General features: G+C 64.3%; 20 protein-coding genes and 1 pseudogene. 6 read left to right on the top strand and 15 right to left on the bottom strand.

All coding sequences use genetic code 11. The features are described 5' to 3' along the window. The first annotated feature begins 1114 nt into the window (after positions 1 to 1114). Together HWY30_RS42465 and HWY30_RS12350 are read left to right on the top strand one after the other, a co-directional pair. Positions 1115 to 1645 carry a penicillin acylase family protein gene (locus HWY30_RS42465; RefSeq protein ID WP_341809931.1) on the top strand — a complete coding sequence of 177 codons (531 nt, stop codon included), beginning with the start codon at positions 1115 to 1117 and terminating at the stop codon, positions 1643 to 1645. After that, a pseudogene (locus tag HWY30_RS12350) lies at positions 1549 to 2514 on the top strand (penicillin acylase family protein); the annotation flags it as partial. The gene HWY30_RS42465 and the pseudogene HWY30_RS12350, both read left to right, overlap by 97 nt. Before the next feature lie 43 nt (positions 2515 to 2557). Here the strand turns inward: HWY30_RS12350 and HWY30_RS12345 are convergent. Continuing rightward, complete coding sequence (locus tag HWY30_RS12345; RefSeq protein ID WP_090809139.1) at positions 2558 to 3523, bottom strand: PDR/VanB family oxidoreductase; 966 nt, start codon at positions 3521 to 3523, stop codon at positions 2558 to 2560. Further along, positions 3520 to 4605, bottom strand: a complete 1086-nt coding sequence (locus HWY30_RS12340; RefSeq protein ID WP_090809137.1) for an aromatic ring-hydroxylating oxygenase subunit alpha — start codon at positions 4603 to 4605, stop codon at positions 3520 to 3522. The genes HWY30_RS12345 and HWY30_RS12340 overlap by 4 nt, the downstream gene beginning before the upstream one ends. A 185-nt stretch (positions 4606 to 4790) precedes the next feature. Here HWY30_RS12340 and HWY30_RS12335 point away from each other — a divergent pair, with 185 nt between their 5' ends. After that, positions 4791 to 5291, top strand: a complete 501-nt coding sequence (locus HWY30_RS12335) for a MarR family winged helix-turn-helix transcriptional regulator (protein WP_090809135.1) — start codon at positions 4791 to 4793, stop codon at positions 5289 to 5291. A gap of 20 nt (positions 5292 to 5311) precedes the next feature. Here the strand turns inward: HWY30_RS12335 and HWY30_RS12330 are convergent, their stop codons facing one another. Next, positions 5312 to 6250 (bottom strand): NADP-dependent oxidoreductase, encoded by a 939-nt coding sequence (locus tag HWY30_RS12330; protein ID WP_090809133.1) that lies wholly within the window; start codon positions 6248 to 6250, stop codon positions 5312 to 5314. 204 nt (positions 6251 to 6454) lie between these two features. Here HWY30_RS12330 and HWY30_RS12325 point away from each other — a divergent pair, with 204 nt between their 5' ends. Continuing rightward, entirely contained in the window at positions 6455 to 6688 is a 234-nt protein-coding gene (locus HWY30_RS12325; protein WP_090809131.1) for a DUF2795 domain-containing protein, read from the top strand. Between the two features lie 62 nt (positions 6689 to 6750). After that, positions 6751 to 7662 carry a DUF72 domain-containing protein gene (locus tag HWY30_RS12320; RefSeq protein WP_090810414.1) on the top strand — a complete coding sequence of 304 codons (912 nt, stop codon included), beginning with the start codon at positions 6751 to 6753 and terminating at the stop codon, positions 7660 to 7662. Here HWY30_RS12320 and HWY30_RS12315 read toward each other — a convergent pair. The 6 genes from HWY30_RS12315 to HWY30_RS12290 form a co-directional block, all read right to left on the bottom strand. After that, on the bottom strand, positions 7654 to 8316 hold the full coding sequence (locus HWY30_RS12315) for a UdgX family uracil-DNA binding protein (RefSeq protein ID WP_090809129.1): 663 nt from the start codon (positions 8314 to 8316) through the stop codon (positions 7654 to 7656). The genes HWY30_RS12320 and HWY30_RS12315 overlap by 9 nt on opposite strands. Before the next feature lie 26 nt (positions 8317 to 8342). Further along, positions 8343 to 8495 carry a DUF6496 domain-containing protein gene (locus tag HWY30_RS12310; protein ID WP_018437257.1) on the bottom strand — a complete coding sequence of 51 codons (153 nt, stop codon included), beginning with the start codon at positions 8493 to 8495 and terminating at the stop codon, positions 8343 to 8345. Between the two features lie 126 nt (positions 8496 to 8621). Next, on the bottom strand, positions 8622 to 9269 hold the full coding sequence (locus HWY30_RS12305; protein WP_090810413.1) for a hypothetical protein: 648 nt from the start codon (positions 9267 to 9269) through the stop codon (positions 8622 to 8624). 32 nt (positions 9270 to 9301) lie between these two features. Continuing rightward, positions 9302 to 10708, bottom strand: coding sequence for a selenium-binding protein SBP56-related protein (locus tag HWY30_RS12300; protein WP_090809127.1), 1407 nt, complete (start codon positions 10706 to 10708; stop codon positions 9302 to 9304). A 264-nt stretch (positions 10709 to 10972) separates the two neighbouring features. Then, the gene (locus tag HWY30_RS12295) at positions 10973 to 11413 is read right to left on the bottom strand and encodes a zinc-finger-containing protein (RefSeq protein ID WP_090809124.1); all 441 of its coding nucleotides are present in this window, start codon (positions 11411 to 11413) and stop codon (positions 10973 to 10975) included. Positions 11414 to 11520: 107 nt separating this feature from the next. Further along, positions 11521 to 12198, bottom strand: coding sequence for a DJ-1/PfpI family protein (locus HWY30_RS12290; RefSeq protein WP_090809122.1), 678 nt, complete (start codon positions 12196 to 12198; stop codon positions 11521 to 11523). A 156-nt stretch (positions 12199 to 12354) separates the two neighbouring features. Between HWY30_RS12290 and HWY30_RS12285 the strand changes: the two genes are divergently transcribed. Continuing rightward, a complete protein-coding gene (locus tag HWY30_RS12285) occupies positions 12355 to 13329 on the top strand; it encodes a GlxA family transcriptional regulator (protein ID WP_090809120.1) in 975 nt (324 codons plus the stop codon). Between the two features lie 49 nt (positions 13330 to 13378). Here the strand turns inward: HWY30_RS12285 and HWY30_RS12280 are convergent, their stop codons facing one another. The 6 genes from HWY30_RS12280 to HWY30_RS12255 form a co-directional block, all read right to left on the bottom strand. Beyond that, positions 13379 to 13939: a hypothetical protein gene (locus HWY30_RS12280; RefSeq protein ID WP_090809118.1), complete on the bottom strand. Its 561-nt coding sequence runs from the start codon at positions 13937 to 13939 to the stop codon at positions 13379 to 13381. Between the two features lie 380 nt (positions 13940 to 14319). Continuing rightward, complete coding sequence (locus HWY30_RS12275) at positions 14320 to 15315, bottom strand: vWA domain-containing protein (protein WP_090809116.1); 996 nt, start codon at positions 15313 to 15315, stop codon at positions 14320 to 14322. Next, positions 15312 to 15857 carry an MxaK protein gene (locus HWY30_RS12270; RefSeq protein ID WP_090809114.1) on the bottom strand — a complete coding sequence of 182 codons (546 nt, stop codon included), beginning with the start codon at positions 15855 to 15857 and terminating at the stop codon, positions 15312 to 15314. The genes HWY30_RS12275 and HWY30_RS12270 overlap by 4 nt, the downstream gene beginning before the upstream one ends. Beyond that, the gene (locus HWY30_RS12265; RefSeq protein WP_090809112.1) at positions 15854 to 16840 is read right to left on the bottom strand and encodes a vWA domain-containing protein; all 987 of its coding nucleotides are present in this window, start codon (positions 16838 to 16840) and stop codon (positions 15854 to 15856) included. Before HWY30_RS12265 ends, HWY30_RS12270 begins: the two co-directional genes overlap by 4 nt. Next, positions 16837 to 17760, bottom strand: coding sequence for a calcium incorporation protein MxaA (locus HWY30_RS12260; RefSeq protein ID WP_090809110.1), 924 nt, complete (start codon positions 17758 to 17760; stop codon positions 16837 to 16839). Before HWY30_RS12260 ends, HWY30_RS12265 begins: the two co-directional genes overlap by 4 nt. Further along, the gene (locus HWY30_RS12255) at positions 17757 to 18668 is read right to left on the bottom strand and encodes a DUF58 domain-containing protein (protein WP_090809108.1); all 912 of its coding nucleotides are present in this window, start codon (positions 18666 to 18668) and stop codon (positions 17757 to 17759) included. Before HWY30_RS12255 ends, HWY30_RS12260 begins: the two co-directional genes overlap by 4 nt. Positions 18669 to 18682 lie beyond the last annotated feature (14 nt).

Raw genomic sequence — 18682 nt, 5'->3', positions numbered from 1 at the left:
GGAAATTTTTTACCAGCAAAGTGATTGGCAGCGTATCCGCTCGATACTCACCGATACACCGAAAGTATCAGTACCCGGGTCTGAACTTAAAGCGTACGGCGTAGTGACGGTGGCATGAAAACAATCCTGCTCTGTCTAGCTGTCGGCATAGCTTTCGTGCTCGCAATCTCTGCTAATGCAGTCTGGTGGATTTGGCATCCGGATACGCCCTTGAACTTTTCGAACCCGATATGGAAATGGGCGGTTCGTATGTATGGGGTCAAGACGGCATATCAACAATCCGACCTGGCCTTCCTCATATCGTCGGCTGCAATCGCGCTAGGGTTCGCCGCAGCTGTGCTGGTTTTCCGGCGGAGCAGGAAGCGTGGTCAGCGAAAGCTTGACGACTAGCCATCTCACGGTGGAAATAATCGCTATCTCAGCACCAAAAGTTGCGCCTGAAGCCCGCCGCCCAGCGGGCTTCGCGCGGCTAGCTCCGCTCGCACGTCCGGTCGCCCAGCCTTGAAAACCGTGTCATGCCATTGACGGCGCCCAGCGCTTTCGGCAAGGCTTCTTGCACTCGTGGGCCGAGAACATTCTTCGAGGCAGTTTTGCCTTGGCACGGTCCCACCATGACGGCGGTAGCTCAATTTCTCCGTCGTCGCCTTCCGCCGATGTGTCGTATATCAGAGAGTCCTCTGTCCAGAACAGCCGGATTCGCTCTGGATATCGATAAACTCTCGCGGCGAGCAATTTTGCCGTAGTTGCCCGGTACAGCCTCAAGGCGATCCGGTCGCGAGGCAGATATGCATACCGGGCGATGTATTTCCCGTCATCTGATTTCTGATCGTGAAATGTGGCTCCTGTCATTTGCCTGACCGCGGAACGATAGTGGACCGCGCCGAGCGCGATAATTACACTCGTCGTTACGATGAACACCCTGGCGGGAACCGATCGCAAGGCCTTGCTCCTGAAGACATTCATTGATCAAAAATGCACAACGATCGACGACACGCCGCATAGCTTCTCGCTCCAGATTCAACGTTCGTAAACTACTGATGACCGGAATGCGGGAGCACTGCTTTCTAGCCACATGACATTAATAGCTAACTGACAGTTCGAAAGAAATCAGAGCATGCCCAAACGGGGCATCCAGCCTGGCGCGCCAACCCGGTATCAGGTCGACGGCAACAGCGAAGCGATGACGCCGACGCGCGTGAACGTCGAGGTACGCGCCGCCGACGGTTCGCTGCATACCGTGTCGCGCACGCTGTATCGTTCGCGCTTCGGACCGCTGGTCAATCTCGGCACGATGTCGCCCGCGCTCGCGTGGAATGCGCAGCAGGCGTTCGCGCTGCGCGATATCAATACCGACAACTTCCGCGTGTTCGAAAACTTCCGCGCATGGAATCAGGCGGCCTCGCTCGACGATTTCATCGCCATCCAGAAGAAGAACGCGGCGGTGCCGTGGGTCAACACGCTCGCGATCGGCCGTGACGATCCGCGCGTCTCGACGGTTCGCGCAGCGACTGCGACTGGCGCGACGAGCCCGGCGCGGTACAGCATCATGCGTTGCCGGTCGCGCAGATGCCGTCGCTGCTGCGGCGCGACTATGTCGGCAATTTCAACGACAGTTACTGGCTCAGCAACCCGGCCGCACCGATGACCGGCTATGCGAAGATCATCGGTGCGACCGCGACGCCGCAGACGCTGCGCACGCGACTGGGCCATACGATCGCGGCGCAATTGCAGAGCGATCCGCATGGCGTTTGCGCCGATGCGCTCGGCCACGCTGCGCTCGACAGCCGCTCGATGTCGGCGTTGCTGTTCAAGTCACCCGTGCTCGACCGTCTGTGCGGCAGCGACACGCTCGCGGCCCTGCCGGCCGACCCGAACGCCCACCCGCAGCGCGCGGCGTGCAAGGTACTCGCCGCATGGGACGATACGGCCGCGGCCGACGCAGTGGGGGCAACCTTGTGGGACGAACTGTGGCGACGTCTGCTGACGATACGGCCCGCGCAGCTATACGCGGTACCGTTCGATCCCGCGAAGCCGTTGACCACACCCGCGGGCATCGCCGCCGATCCGCCGCAGCTCGCCGCCGCGCTGCATGACGCGCTCGCGGCACTGCAACGCGCCGGCATCGCGATCGATGCACCGCGCAGCGTGGCGCTCTACGTGCAACGCAACGACGAGCGCATTGCGCTATTCGGGGGTTGCGACGCGGGCGGCTATTTCACCTCGGCGTGTGCCGCGCATCCCTTCGATGCGAGCGGCTATTCGATGAACGTCAAGCCAATGGGCGACACCTATCTGCAGATAGTGTCGTTCGCCGGCGCTCAGGTGATCGCGCGCACGCTGCTCGCACCGTCAGAATCGGATGACCCGGCGTCGCCGCACTATGCCGACGGGACGCGCGATTACGCGGCCCAACGCTGGGCGATTATTCCGTTCTCCGAAGAAGCGATTGCGCACGATCCGGCGTTGAGTGTGCGCACGGTAAGTTCGTCGGATTCCGAGGGAAAAGCGCAATAAATAAGCGGTACGACGGGCATCAGGCCCGTCGTACCGCAGAAAATCACAGATCGAGCACCAGCAGCGGCGATTTCGCGCGCGAGCAGCACGGCAGGAACTGATCGTTTGCCGCGCGTTCGTCATCGGTCAGATACGAATCCAGATGATCCGGCTCGCCGGACAGCACCCGCGTCAAACAGGTACCGCACACGCCCTGCTCGCACGACGTGATCACTTCGACGCCATGCGCGGCCAGCGCCTGCACGACCGTGCATTCGGGCGGCACGTCGATCGTCGCGCCGCTGCTCGCGATGCGCACCTGGAAGCTGCCGCCCGTCGCCGCCTGATTCGCGGCCGCGCCGAAGAACTCGTAGTGCAGCCTGTGTTCCGGCCAGCCCTTCGCACGCGCGGTCTCGAGCACGAAGTCCATGAAGCCGCGCGGACCGCAGACATACAGGTGGGTGCAGGCCGGCGCATCGCTGAGCGTCTGCTCGATATCGAACGTCGAGCCGCCCGGATGGTCATCGTGATGAAGCTGGACCGACTTCGCGAAGCCAGCTTGTGCGAGACGCTCGACGAACGCCGTGCGTTCCTTCGAGCGCGTGCAGTAGTGCATGTCGAACGAAGCGCCCGTGGCGGCAAGCCGCTCGGCCATGCAAAGAATCGGCGTGACGCCGATCCCGCCCGCGAGCAGCAGATGATGAGCCGCATCGTCAGCGAGCGCGAAATGATTGCGCGGCGCGCTGATCTGCAGGCGATCGCCTTCGCGGACCAGATCGTGCACCGCTTTCGATCCGCCGCGTCCCCCTTCGTCGCGTAGCACCGCGATCAGATAGCGATGCGTTTCGCGCGGATCGTTGCACAACGAGTACTGACGCACGAGCCCGTTTGGCAAATGCACGTCGACGTGCGAGCCGGCGTCGAACGCCGGCAACGCCTGAGCGTTTTCGCTCGCGAGTTCGAAGCTCGCGATACCGAGCGCTTCGTCGCGCCGGCGCGCGACCACCACATTCAGCACGGGATGATTCATGTCGCCGTCCGCACGGGAATGACGCGCGTCACTTCAGCCTGCGGCGCGCCCGTCTCCGCGCGTTCCTGCGCGACGAGCCGATCGATCACGCGACGCGACATCACGCCGCCCGCATCGATATTGAGCTTCAGCAGATTGCGCTCGGGCCAGCGCAACAGGTTCTGCTGCTGACGTTCGAGCATCTCCAGATCTTCACTGAAGATCTTGCCCTGCCCTTCGCGGATGCTCACGGTCAGCGCCGCATCGTCGGGACGGAAATTGCGCGCCATGCCCCAGAAATACCAGATCGACGTTTCCGTTTCCGGCGTGATGAAATCCACCACGATCGACGACGCTTTCTGGTCGGCCGGCGCGTGATAGCCACCCTGCCCGGCATGCGCGACGCCCACCTCGATCAGCACGTGACTCGGCGGCGTGAAGTGGCAGATCTGCCAACGGTCGACGGGCACGTCGTCGGCGAGACCATTGCCGCGCAACGCCATCTTCCAGAACGGCGGCGCCGCGACGTTTTCCATGAAACGGCTCGTGCGCACGGTATCGCCTTCGGCCACGGTTTTGGGCGCGGCTTCGTCGATTTCCTTTTGCCCGATGCTGTTCGCGTGCACATAGGTCTCGTGCGTCAGATCCATCAGGTTGTCGATCATTAGCCGGTAATCGCAGCGGATGTGATAAAGACCGCCGCCGTACGCCCATTCGGCACTCTCGGCCCACTCCAGATGATGCAGCTTGGCGGCATCGGCCTGCGCCGCATCGCCGGGCCACACCCAGACGAAGCCATAGCGCTCGATCGCTGGATAGCTGCGAATCGATGGAAAGCCGTTGACGCGTTGCCCCGGCATGCCGGTCGCCTTGCCCTGACAGCCCATTTCGAGGCCGTGATAGCCGCACACGAGCGTGCCATCGCGCACGAAACCGAGCGACAGCGGCGCGCCGCGATGCGGACAGAAGTCTTCGAGCGCCACCACGGCACCTCCCGCGTTGCGATAGAAAACCATCGGCTCGCCGCAGATCTGCCGGCCGAGCGGCTTATCCGCGACTTCATCGGGCATACATGCGACGTACCACGCATTCTTGGGAAACATGTCAGTCTCACTCCCTGGATTATTCATGGATTGCATTCAGCCTACTCATTGAGATTCAGTGTACTCAATGCGTCTTTAATGATTAAATGAAGGTTTTCCCCTAGACGAACTTTCAATCAGGTAACACGAACGCCGGTTCGCCATTTCCATTCGCAACGAAAAGGCGCGAGGTCTTCAGAACTAATATGGTCACTTCAACCGATACCAGCACTTCCGCGATCAGCATCGATCTGTACGACCAGCCCGGCCATTTGATCCGACGCGCGCATCAGATTTCGGTGTCCATGTTTCATGATCTGATCGGACGCGAGGTGACGCCCGTTCAGTATGCGGTGCTCAGAATGCTGCAGGAATTGCCCGGACTCGATCAGGTCACGCTCGCGCAGCGAGTCGGCCTCGACACGTCGACCACCGCCGATATCGCGGTACGGCTCGAAGCGAAAGGCTGGATCGTGCGCGAAGTTCTGCCGCGCCGCCAGCGTCGTCTATTGCTGACGCCGGCTGGAGAGCAGTTGCTCGATGAATTGATCCCCGGCGTCAACGCGCTCAATCACGGCCTGCTCGACGGGATGGGAGACGAGGATGCGCGAGAGCTATTGAGACTGTTGAGAAAGTTCGTGCATCTGAATAACGATCAGAGCCGCGCGCCGCTGCGCAGCGCGAGCGACGACGCGAATCCGAACTAGCAGACAGCGCGCTCTCCGTACTACGACGCCAGCTCCACCACGATCTTGCCGCGCACGTGGCCTTTCGCGAGCCGTTCCAGCGCCTTGGCCGTCGCATCGAACGCAAACCGTTCGGCGACCACGACACGCACGCTGCCCTTGTCGAGCAACGACGCGATCTCCGTCAATTGCCGGCCGTCGGGTCGCGCGGTATAACGCGTGGCCCGTGCGCCATGGCTCGACGCCTCGGACTGCGACGGCTCGTTGAGCGTCGAGACCAGCGCGCCACCGGTCGCGACGGCCGACCACGAGCGGCGCTGCGTATCGCCGCCGATCAGATCGAACACGAGGTCGATGTCGCGCGCGACGTCTTCGAAGCGCTGCGCGTGATAGTCGATCACGCGATCCGCACCGAGCGAGCGCACGAACTCGATGCCGTCGCCGGACGCCGTAGCGTACACTTGCGCGCCCTTCTGCTTGGCGAACTGCACGGCGAAATGTCCAACGCCGCCCGCGCCCGCGTGGATCAGCACGCGGCCGCCGGCTTCGAGGCAGCCGTGATCGAACAGGCCCTGCCATGCGGTCAACGCGGCGAGCGGCACGGCGCCCGCGGACCCCACATCCAGTTTTTCCGGCGCATGCGCTAACGCGCTCGCGGACACGACGACGAATTCCGCGTACGCACCCTGTCCCTGGCCAACGAAGCCATACACCTGCTCGCCCGCGCGCCATTGCCCGACGCCCTCGCCGACCCGTTCGACCACTCCGGAAAAATCGCGCCCGAGCGTATAGGGCAGTTTCTCTTCACGAATCAACGGGTACTGGCCCGAGCGCGTCTTCAGGTCCACCGGATTGGCGCTGGCCGCGCGCACGCGCACCAGCACCTGGCCGGCGCCAGGCTCGGGGATCTCGATCTTCTCGGCCTTGAACACCTCGGGACCGCCGAAGCGGTGAATGCGATATGCGAGCATCGTGCTCATGATGGCCTTCTCCTTGAAAGGTCCTGTGTCAGCGGCGCTATTTTGCCGGCTGCACGCAAGCCGCGTTCCTCATCGCGGGGTTCTTTTTCATTCGCACGACGTGCGCCGCTGGAAAACGCAACTCGAGCCCGCGCGCCGAGGCACGAGATATGCGGGAGGTACCGGTAGGCGCGCAGTCGTGATGTACTCATTCAAGGAGGAACCATGTCACAGCACCCCGCCCATTCCCAGGATCACCGCCACCCCGGTCAGCCGAATCCCGCTGACGTCGAAAAAGCAATCAGTGGTGTGAATTACCCGACCACACGCGAAAAGCTGGCCGCGCAGGCGCGCAAAAATCAGGCGAATACCGACATCGTCGATCTGGTCGACCGTCTGCCCGATCACAATTTCGACAGCCCGGCCGCGGTGGCGAAGCAAATCGCGCGTATTCAATGACGCTGCGATCCGTCGAGTCGGAGCCGGACTCCGAACCCCATTCCGCCGGACCCGACGCGCGAATGAAGAAAACCGGCGATGTGCGTATCGGCATTTCCGGCTGGCGCTACCAAGGTTGGCGCGGCAGCTTTTACCCAGAGGATCTCAAACATGCAGCGGAATTAAAGTACGCGTCGGCGCTATTCGGCACGATCGAAATCAACGGCACGCATTACAGCCTTCAATCGCTCGATAGCTGGCAGCGTTGGTACGCGCAAACGCCTGACGGCTTCGTGTTTGGCATCAAAGGCGCGCGCTATCTGACTCATATGCTGCGGTTTCGCGATGCGAGCGCACGTGTCGGCATCGCGAACTTCTTCGCGCAGGGGCTGCTCGCGTTGAACGAAAAGCTTGGTCCGGTCCTATGGCAATTTCCGCCCTCGTTCCGATTCGAGCCCGAGGCAATGGAGCGCTTTCTGAGCGTGTTGCCGTCCGACGTCGCGAGCACATCGGCGCTGGCGAAGCAACATGATGCGCGTGTCAAGACGCCTTATGTCGCCATCGATCGCAAGCGGAAGTTGCGTCACGCGGTCGAAGTGCGCCACGCGAGCTTTGTCGATCCGGCGTTCGTGACCTTGCTTCGGCATTACGGGGTCGCGCTCGTCGTTTCAGATTCCACCGAACCGTGGCCCGTCGCCGAAGATCTGACGGCGGACTTCGTCTATCTTCGCCTGCACGGCAGCGAAGCCAAATACTCGGGTTCGTATGGGGACGACGCTCTGCAACGATGGGCCGAGCGAATCGATGCATGGCGCGGCGGCTCCCAGCCTGCCGACGCGCGCTTGATCGCGCCGCAACTCCGGCCGCCTCGCCGAGCCGCGCGAGACGTCTACTGCTACTTCGACAACGATGTAAAAGCTCGGGCGCCGTTCGACGCACAACGATTGATGAAAGGCCTCGGATTACGAGCGACGCACGCGCCGGCGTCATCCTGAGCGCTTGCCGCCGTGGGCCAGCTTCTGTGCGGTGCGCAATGCTGCGACGATGCGTTCGTACACCTCGCGACGCGTTTCAGGGTCCGGCGCGCGCAGCGCAAACGACGGATGGTACGTCGCGACCACGCGTTGCTCGCCGCGCTCGAGCGTTTTGTCGAACGCGTCCTGCAAGCGCGCGTGCGAGTCGTGAACAACCGCTTTCAACGCGGTCGCGCCCAGTGCCACGACCACGCGCACATGCGGCATGTCGAGTTCCTGCTCCAGCCAGTAGCCGCAAGCATCCACTTCACGCTGAGCGGGCGTTTTGTGCAAGCGACGCTTGCCGCGCGCGATCCACTTGAAATGCTTGACGGCGTTCGTCACGTAGACGTCGTCACGCTTGACGCCCGCTTCTTCGAGCGCGCTGTCGAGCAACGCGCCGGCCGGCCCGACGAAGGGCTTGCCCTGCAGATCTTCCATGTCGCCGGGTTGCTCGCCGACCAGCACGATCGACGCATGCCGCTGCCCTTCGCCGGGCACGGCCTGAGTCGCGTTGCGCCAGAGCGCGCAACGGCGGCAATCGTCGAGCTTCGCCGGATGCTGATCGGGTTCGACATCCGCTGGCTCCGATTGCGGGTCGCCATGCGCGCGCTTTTTCTGCGGCCTGTCGGTCATGGGTACGACCGCGCGTGCTGAACCGCTTATTTCTCACTCTTCTTCGGAATCTTCGCGCCCGACTTGCGCGCCTGATTCAACGCGATCGCGACAGCCTGCTTGTGTGGCTTGCCATGCTTCGACTCGGTCTTGATGTTGTGCGACACGGTCTCTTTCGATGTCCCTTTCTTCAGCGGCATGATCTTCTCCGGGTGTAGATGACGAGAGGAAAAATCAGGACCCGCACGGAATGGCGTCCCTGCACCGAAGCTACGCAGCATATGCTGTGCCCGGGGGCCTCATCGGCCGGATCGGCCGCGTCGAAATCAACCGGAAACGCCCGCTGCCGCCGCGTTCAACGCCAGCGACACGCCGCCCACCAGAATCAGACTCGACGCCCATACCGCATCGAGATTGAACCAGCTGCGCGACACGAACCTGAGCCCAAGGTAGCGATAAACGAGCCATGCGAGCACGCCGCCGGCCATCGTCATCGCGGCCGCATGCACCGCGGAGACCGACAGCGCCATGCGCAGACTCGTTTCGATCAGCGTTTGGGCGGCTTGGTGCGCGCTGTCCATTGCGTCTGCGCGGCACAGACCGAGGTAGATCGGCACCAGCATCAAGCCGGCGCCGTGCGCGATCGCCACCGCGAACGACCAGAGCGCGAGCCGCGACGGCGGAATTCTCGCCAGTACGCGCGGATGGCGCCGGCGCATCAGCAACACCAGACCGAAGCCGATCACCAGCACGCTCGCGCCGATCTGCATCTGACGCTGCCACGCGAGCACACTGGCTAACATCGCGAACGGCAGCATCATCAGCAATATGGCGAGCGCGTGCCCCGCCGCGAGATAAAGAAGCGCTACGACCAGCGCTTGCGAGCGCCGCTGCATCAGCGCGTTCGACACCGCGAGCGGCCACCCCATCGCCGGATTGAGTCCGTGATACACACCGCTCGCGAGGACGGCCATCCACAGTGCCGCTTGCGGCGACACCGCGCCGCTCAAACGCCCACCGAGGGATAGCAGAACGAATCGGTCGAGCAGTCGCCGCCTTCGAGGCGAATCTGGTGCGCGCGATAGCCGGCGGGAAACTCGACGAAGTAATCTTCGGCGAGCTCGAGACCGCCATTGGGCTCCGCATGCGCCATCACTTGCACGCCGGGCACACCATCCGGGTAGAACTGGTCGTCCCACGTCGAATAGAGCGAGTTGGTCCAGTAGATGCGCTTGCCGTCGCGACTGATCTCGACCATCTGCGGACCGCCGGCGAAAGCCTTGCCGTTCGGATGCGGCGCGCAATGTTCGATTCCACCGATGCGCACCGAGCCCGTCAATTTCGGCTTGCGCGGTTCGCTGACGTCGTACTGGCGCATCTCGCCGGTGCCCCAGCAGGAGACGTAGAGGAATTTATCGTCGATCGAAAGATCGATGTCGGTGACGAGCGGCGGCACCGCGCCGAAACCTTGCAGCAGCGGCGGCAATTCATCGGCATGCGCGGGCTCCGGTGGAATGGTCGCGGTCTTCTCGATGTGGAAGTGGCCGCCTTCGCGCCACCAGGTCCAGATCGACCCTTCCAGATTCGTCGTATCGACCACGACGCCGATAAAGCCGTACTCGCGGCTCGGGTCGTGCGCGGGCCGCACTTCGAGCGCCATCTGATGATTCGCGCCGAGATCGAGCGTCTGCACGTTGCGCCTCGCGCGCAGATCCCAGCAGTGCACGCGATGGCCGTATTTGTTCGCGAGCAGGTCTTCGGGCACGATGCCGTTTTCGAATTGCGGCGGGAGCGCCCATTCGGTCGACACCATGTAGTCGCGCGGCAGATTCCACCAGAAGTCGTAATGCTTTTCCTGCGCGCCGCGCTCGATTTCCCAGCGGCCCAGCACCTCGAATGTTTGGCAGTCCATGATGAAGATTCCGGGCGGCCCGTCGGTGCCGTCCTTGCCACCACCGCCGAGCGTGCTCACGTAGATGCCCTCCGGTCCGCAATGCACGGTGTGCGGGCGCGAATAGCCGGTCTTGCGGAAAATTTCCTCCGGCTCGATGATCTTGTGAATCTTCGCCTGGGTCGGATGCGGCTTCGTATCGACGATATAGATGCGCGACGAGCGCATGCCCGGAATGATCAGATAGCGACGTTCCAGAAACGCGTGGCCCGTCAACGGCGACAACGCGGACGAACACGCGTTCCAGCCGAAGTGATGGAATTCGTCGCCCTTGTTCGGCACCGGCACCGTGTGGACCACCTGGCTATAAGTCGGCGAACCGGGCTTCACGTCGATCACGGCGAGCGCGTCGGGCTGCGAGGAGTCCGGACTTAGCAGCACCGTGTACGCGTATTCTTCCGCCGGCGCATCCATCGCGAGCTTCGGCGATGCATGAAAGGTAGGATCGGGGCGCATTCTCATGACGGCACTCTCCCTGTCGTTCGAACGGTTCTGAACGGAAGCCCGGCCCGCCGAAAATCGAACCAGCGCGTAACTTTAGATTTGTAGTTCACGATAGCGACGGACGCAACCGAAAATATGCACCCGAACGCAGGTGCGATCCGGCTGCCGGGCCGCATCGCACGAGAACTGCCAATCTGGTGGGGGTGAAGAGGCGCGGGGAAGGCGGTATGGCGGGGTGGTATTGGAGGAATGAAAGGGAGCTAGCGGTTTGGGGCTATTGCGCTATCGCGCACGCCGAGCTTCGATAAAAGCTTCGACATAACGCAGCGCCTGTTCGCACTGCTCGGGCGTGAACGCGTGAATGCTCGCCGGAACCGGATCGAAGCCAAGCTCGGTCGCGACCCACCGGATCGCTTTCGCGCGGGCTTCGAACGCGTTGACACCATCGCGGCGCACCTTCCCGGCAACGAGCGGTTCAAGCGCATCGTGCAGCTTGCTCTTCGACTCGCGCAACGTTGCGTCGGCGAGGCGGCCGAGCGGCAGGTTGTGCTTGCTGCGCGAATAAACGCCGATCCACGCCTGACATGCGGTGCAGATCCACAGCGGCCCTTGATCGCTGCGATAGGGGTAGGACTCGTCGCCGTAACGCGCGAGCAACGCACGGTTGCCGCAGTAGTCGCATGACGGCTGCGGCAGTGCCTTGACGGGCTTGCCTACGCGCATGGGGAGTGCCCCGGGGAAAATTCTTCGTACTTCATCGCATCGATCCGACTGGCGGAAACGGGTAGAGCCACACAGTTTAATGGAATGCCCGTACCCGCATGCAAGACTTAGCTTCTCTCCGCGATCTCCATCACCACCCGGCGCCGCGCGGCCAGGCCTTCCGCCGACCGTCGCCGGACCAGTTCCACCACCGCTTGCGGCGCCAACGCCGGATCGCCCGCGTCGAACGGCGGGGCTGGCGCGTATTCGAGTTCGAGCTGGATCGCCTGCGCCTCTTCTACGCCCGCCAGTTCGGCCGCGACGGTCAACCCGAAATCGATGCCCGCTGTCACGCCGCCGCCGGTAATCAGATTGCCATCGCGGACCACACGCGCATGCGTCGGTATCGCGCCGAGCGGTGCAAGCAGCGAGTGAAACGCCCAGTGAGTCGTCGCGCGCCGCCCGCGCAGCAAGCCGGCCGCGCCAAGCAGCAACGCGCCGGTGCAGACCGACGTCACGTAGCGCGCGCTGGCGGCCTGTCGGCAAACGAAGTCGATCGTTTGCTCGTCTTGCAACAGGTCGGTCACGCCGCTTCCGCCTGGCACACAGATCACGTCGAGCGGCGGGCAGCTTTCGTAGGTCGTGCTCGGCGTCAGCACGAGCCCGTTACTCGACACCACGGGCTCCCGTGTCTTCCAGATCAGATGCATCGTGGCGCCCGGCAACGATGCAAGTACGTCGTGCGGGCCAGTCAGATCGAGTTGCTGTACTTTCGGAAACACCAGAAAACCGATTTGCAGGTTCATAGGGATACCTTATTCAGGGAGAAATCGAAACACGTGATCCGCCGCGTCTTCCAGGTGGACGGACTGATTCTATGCGCGTAGTCTTTGGCAAGACTGCCATTAACCCCAGTTTTTCTGCCACGCGCGCTCTCTCTTACAGCCCCTGTTACACACGATATGTCCAGCGCTCCCCCCTCCATCGTGCTGCTCGCCTTCCCCAACATGCAACTGCTCGACGTCAGCGGTCCGCTGCAGGTATTTGCGTCCGCCAATGAACTCGTCGCGCAGCGTGGGCTCGACGAACTCTACTCACCCCGCGTCGTGGCAGCCGAAGCCGGGCCCGTCACGTCGTCGTCGGGACTTGCGGTACTCGCCGGTTCGCTGCGCTCGGTGAAAGCGCCGGTCGATACGCTGATCGTTCCGGGCGGCTGGGGGATTCGTCAGGCATCGGCCGATCAGCGTCTGATCCGCTGGACGCAGCGCCATGCGCCGCATTGCAGACGCGTTGCCTCGGTCTGCTCGGGCGCGTTCCTGCTCGCCGAGGCGGGACTGCTCGACGGCCGCCGCGTCGCCACGCATTGGGGGCGCTGCGACGAACTCGCGCAGGCGTATCCGCAACTGCGCGTCGAAGCCGATCCAATCTTTATTCGCGACGGGGCTATCTGGACATCGGCGGGCGTCACCGCCGGCATCGACCTCGCGCTGGCCATGCTCGAAGAGGATCACGGGCGCGCGTTGGCGCTCGATGTCGCGCGCGAGCTCGTCGTGTTTCTGAAGCGGCCGGGGGGTCAGTCGCAGTTCAGCGCGACGCTGTCGCTGCAACATGCCGACGACCGTTTCGGCGAATTGCATGCATGGATGACGTCGCATCTCGCAACCGACCTGTCGGTCCCCGCGCTCGCGCGACGGCTTCATATGAGCGAGCGCAGCTTCATGCGCCACTACAAGGCGCAAACGGGCCGCACGCCGGCCCGCGCGGTCGAGCAGTTGCGCATCGAAGCGGCACAGCGCTTGCTAAGCGAGACATCCTGGTCGATCAAACGAATCGCGGCGCGGTGTGGATTCGGCAGCGAGGAAACGATGCGCTGCAGCTTCGTGCGTCAGCTGCGCGTGGCGCCGCAGGTGTATCGCGAGCGCTTTTCATCGACGTGACTCGTCGACGTGACTCGTCGACGTGAAATGCGCGGCCGTCCGACATCACTCAGTAGCGACGTTTGACGATCAGCGTCGCGCCCGTATCGTGAGAATGCAGAACCGCGACGCGCGCGGTGCCGGAGAACACCCAGTCGTCGATCGTCAAGGACAAGCGTCGCTGCGGTGACGCGCCTATCGACAACACTGAACTGTTCATCTGAACGATGGACAATTGCGGCGCGGTAGACGGACCCAGTTGCAGAGGATTCGAAGCATTTTGCGCGGCAGGTTTTGCGCCCGGTTCGGACACCGGTGCGAACTCCGGTCCGGACGACACCAATGCCTTCGCAGTGCCGAGCTGGACATCGCGCGTCACGTCCACACTATAGTAATTCTCCATTTGCGCGAAGAACGGCTTGCCCTGATCCCCGTGATACTCCATCGCATAGCGCTGCTGCTCGAAGTAGTGCCGAGGCTCGGGAATCGGCGGCACGACTTCGACGGGCGACGCGACGATGTTGGCGACCATCATCGCTTGCGGCACATCGCCGAAGGGGCCGCCCGCAAACGCGTAGCCGCTCATCAAGACGAGTACCGCTCCGACAATCCTCTCGTTTTGGCACGTCATCGCATGCCTCCAGTGAAGGAATTGAAATGTCACATGACACGGCGCTCCCCTCGAACCGAGCGCCTTGCAGCGTCGCTTGCACTCAGACATTGTAGTCAGTCATTGGCGTACCGGTAGGTCAAAGTGTGGGGTATCTCGCGTGAGTGTGGCGAGCGCATGCGCCTTCGCGACTCAGCGCTGGAGTCGACGTCGAAGTGGACCGATTGAGAATGATTCCTGGCAACGCTCTCCGGCCTCGAAGACCGGCAAGAGCTTCTGGCGCAAGCCTCGTGAGTCGGTCGAACCCGGCAACTCTTGCGAGGTTTCGCAAGCAACTACGCGGTTCGATCGGATACCTGCACCTTCAACCGTTGCAGCGTCAACGGTCGCGCTCGCGTGAGTCAGTCGACTCGTGTCGGCCGGCCATTGAATGCCGGCGCGATCTGCAAAACGATCGTTCGAATGCGCTTTCGCCAGGCGCGCGGCCATGCGAGAACGGCATCCGGCATGAAGCGCGCGACGAGCAGCAGCAACGCGAGCAGCGCTGGACACCAGCGCAGATCGGTCGGCACCGGTTCGCGGCGAGCGAAGCGCGCATCGAGCAGCGCATCGCCGAACGACGTCACGTTCAGCAGGCGCCGGTAGTCGAGGCCAGTCTGCCCCGCCACCGACGCAAGGTACTCGCCGCGCAATTCGGACAACTCCTCGTGCGTTTGCGCCTCGACACCGGAGCCTGGCGTCGGCGGCAGCTGGATCACGTCGTCGGCCTGCCAGTAGCCGATCCGGTTACCGTTGGCGTCGGTCTTCGGAATGGCCGCGGGCTGGTCGCCGCCGACGCCGATCAGCCAGCCCCTGATTCGCGCGGCATTGATGCCCTCCATCAGCGGGCGCGACGCCGATACCGGCGGCGCCTCCTGACCATCGGTGACGAACGCGATGGCCGCGCCGCCGCCGACCTCCTGCGCGACCCGCACGGCCGAATACACACCGCCCTCGGCAATGCGGCTCCAGTTGGTCCAGCGCATGCGCCCGTCGATGCCCTCGAGCGACACCAGCAGCGCGTCGTAGTTGCCACAGACTTCGAGCGGCGCCATCAGCAGCAACACCCGCTGCCCCGTGAACACGCTCCAGCCGACCTTCGAGCCGCACGGCAAGCGCCCGAGCGCGTCGCGCATCGCGGCCTGCGCGAATTTGAGCCGGCTGACCGGAGCGCCGTCGAGCACCACGTCCTCGACGTCCATGCTTTGCGTGATATCGAACGTCACGATGTAGTTAAACGTGTTGCGCGGCAAGGTGACGTCCGGCATCGCAACCGCCGCAATCAATGCGACGAGCGCGAGCGGCGTCAACGCGTGACGCCATCTGGCGAAGCCGCGCTCGCGCGAGACGCCGCTCATGGCAAGTCCTGGCTCTGCGGGTCACGCAGCTTGACGTTGTGCTGCTCTTTCACATCGGGCCCGGCGAGCGCGGACGGCGTTTCCGGCGCAAGCCACAGCGCGCGCTCGAGGTTGTAGCGCGCGTCCCAATCGTCGGGCGCCGCGCGCAGCGCGAGCCGGTAGCGCGCCTTGGCCTCACCGATCATCGCGAGAGACCTGACCGTCTGCCCCGTCTCGCCGCTGCCTTCGCGCAGGTACAGGTTGCCGAGATCGAACAGCGCCGCGCGGCCGACTTCGTCAGGCGGGCTGCCCTCGGGGATCAGACCGTTATAGAGCCGCGCCGCTGCGTCATACGCGCCCGCTTTCGACAGCGCTATCGCGCGGGCCAGTTGGACCTCGCGCGCGTCGTCGCCGGCAGGCTGGTCGCGCGCAGCGGCGTTCGTCGCGAGAATGGCCTGATCGACGCGCTCCGCGTGCTGCAGACGAACGAAGCCATACCCGGCCCACGCGGCGCAACAGATCGCCACGGTGCCGAACAGCGTGTGGATCAGCGTGCGCTTCATGCCCAGCTCCTGACCTGCAACTGGTGCAGCAGCACCAGCAGCGCCGAACAGAACAGCGCGAGCGCGAAACAGTACAGACTCAGGTCCTGGCGAGGCAGATGCTCGACGAACGTCGTCGTCGCGTTCTGCTGCCGGTTGATCTCCGCGATCGCCGCCATCATCGCCTTCGGGTCTTCGGCCTGAAACAGCCTATACGGTGTCCTGAGCGTCAGAAAGAAGCGATGCAGCTGCGCTTCGGCCGAGGTTCCGCTGACGGGCTGCGTCGCGTTCAGATCGGGACTGAAGACGCTGCTGCGCAAGTAGATGAAGTAGAGGGCGATCCGGTTGCGTCGCAGTCCCGCCTCGATGCGCCGTTGCATCGTTTCGTCGAGCAACGCGCCGCCATCGGAGACGAGCACGATCGCGCGGCGGCCCGACGACAGGCGCCCGTCGAACTGCGCGATCGCCGCGAGCATGCCGCGATCGAGCTCGGTGTCCGGCATGCCACGGCCAATCGCCGTCGCCGCGACAGCGGCCTCGATTACGCGATGGTTGTACGTGAACGGCATCGCCAGCACGGGGTTGGTGCCGAACATCATGAACGCGAGCCGGTCGTTGGGCCGCTGCTCGACGAAGCGCGTCAACGCGGCGCGCGCCACGTGGTTCTTGGAGTCGCCGCGCGGCGCCTCGACGCCCTTGCTGCCCATCGGCTCGTCCATGCTCGCACTGCGGTCCATCAGGATCAGGATCTGCGCGCCGCTGCCGGTGCGCAGCACCTGCAACTGCGAGCGCCCCGGCCCCGCCAGCCCGACGACGATCGCGGCGATAGCCAGTGCCGCGCCGCCGCGTACGAGCCAGCCGGCCGCGCGCCCGAGATCGTCGGCGGGCAGCCACGCGACGCTCGAAAACACCAGCGTGTCGCTGCGTCGCCGCAGCAGCGGCAGCGCGGCGAGCGGCAGCAGCACCAGCATCCACGGCAGGGCGAAATCGAGGCTCATGGTCATCGCTGATGGCGCCTCTCCGCCCGATACAACGCACGGCACAGCGCGTGCAACGACAGCTCGCCGGGATTCCCGACGGCCTTCGGCGCCGGTGTGAAAAAGCGCTCGGACGACGCCAGATAGAAACGTTCGAGCTGCGCGCGCAGCGGTTGCAGATAGGGCGCGCGCGCGAGCAACGCGGATAGCGAAGCCGCATGCACGACCTGGCCGGCGGTTTCGTTCAGTGCGCGATGCAGGCAGACCCACGCATCGTTCGATGAAGCAGCGGGCGCCTGCGGCAGCCGCTGCATCTGCCGCCATGCACGCGCGAACGGCAGCCGTGCCGCCTCGCGTCGGTTGCGCGCCCACCACCAGCTCGCCCACGCGAGCAGGGTCGCGAGCAGCAGGCCGAGCGCCCACGCGATCTGCCGACGCCAGCCGGCCGTGCCCAGCATGGGTGCCTGACGATCGGGCCGCAGCGGCTGCAAATCCCCTGCGGCGAACGCGGTTTGCGGCGTCAACGGGCCGATGCTCGCCGGCCATTCGGCGACCTGCAATTGCGTGCCCGCCGCCGACGTCAACGTCAACGCGGGCAACGTGATCTGCGTGAGCGTCTGCGGCGCGTTGACGACCTGATACGCGATCACCATCCACTTGCGGCCGTTGGCATCGGTTTCGAGCGTCACGGGCCGGCGTTCGAGCCACACGCCCGTGCGTCCGACCGAAGGCGGCGTGACCGCGCCGATGTCCCGATCGTTGGCCTCCAGCAGCACGCGCTGCGTCAGCACATCGCCGAGCACATAGCCGAACGCGCGCGGCTCCTGAACGAGCGCGGTCGCCACGGCGGCGCTGGCCGTCGCGCTCGCGGCGCCGCAGAGCGACGCGATCAGCATAAGCAGCGCCGCCCGACGAGCGACGCCACCGCGCACACCGCGCGCGCTCATACCGTCATCTCCAGAAAGTAGCGCGACATCGCTTCCGGATCGAACGCGCCTTCGACATAGAACGGCCGGATGCCGCGCGCGCCGAACCCCGCGGCGAGTTCGTCGCGACGGCGCGCGACGCCTTCGCGCCAGCGCTCGCGCACATCGCGGGAAAGCCACACGCGACGCTCCTCGCCGGACTCCGCATCGTTGACGGCCAGCAGCGAGGCGTGCTGCGGCGGCGTGATCTCGGCCGCGTCCCACACGACCATCGGCACCACACACGCATGCACCAGCATGTCGAGTACCGACGACAGTCGCGCGAGCGGCCAGTGGAAATCGGACACGACGAACACGAGCGCCTGGCGTCCAGCGATACGGATCGCGCAACGCCGCAATCCTTCGACGGCCGCGGGTCCGGCCAGACGTCCGGCCTGACGTTCTGCCTGACCATTCGCCTGACGATCAGCCGTTTCACCGGCGCGTTCGCGCAGCATGCTCGCGAGCAGCGAGCCCGTGCCCCGCCCCGTGCGCGCCGGCATGAACAGATCGTCGCGTTCGCCGCCATCGAAGGCCAGCATGCCGAGCCGGTCGCCGACCCGGAATGCGCTATGGCCGAGCGCTTCGACGAAATCGGCGGCGACCTCCAGCTTCGTTTTGCGGCTGCCGAACCGCATCGACGCCGATACGTCGACGATCACGAACACCGGCACCGCGACGCGCTGCAAATGCACGCGCACGAGCCACTCGTCGCGCGCCGCGCGCAAGCTCGCGCGCAGATCGAGCCGGCGCGGGTCCGGGTAGTCGAACAACCGGCCGTGCATCGCGAACTGCTGACCCGAGCCGAAGCTCGAGCCCGGATGTGAGCCGGGCCGCGCGCCGGCCGCGCGCATCGGCAGACGGTAGTGGAATTCCGCGGTGTCGTTCATCGTGGTGCGCGCGC

This window comes from Paraburkholderia tuberum STM678 (assembly GCF_902833905.1).
Lineage (GTDB): Bacteria > Pseudomonadota > Gammaproteobacteria > Burkholderiales > Burkholderiaceae > Paraburkholderia > Paraburkholderia tuberum.
The sequence above is the reverse complement of the archived record's forward strand: the minus strand, read 5'-3'. Positions and strand labels throughout refer to the sequence as shown.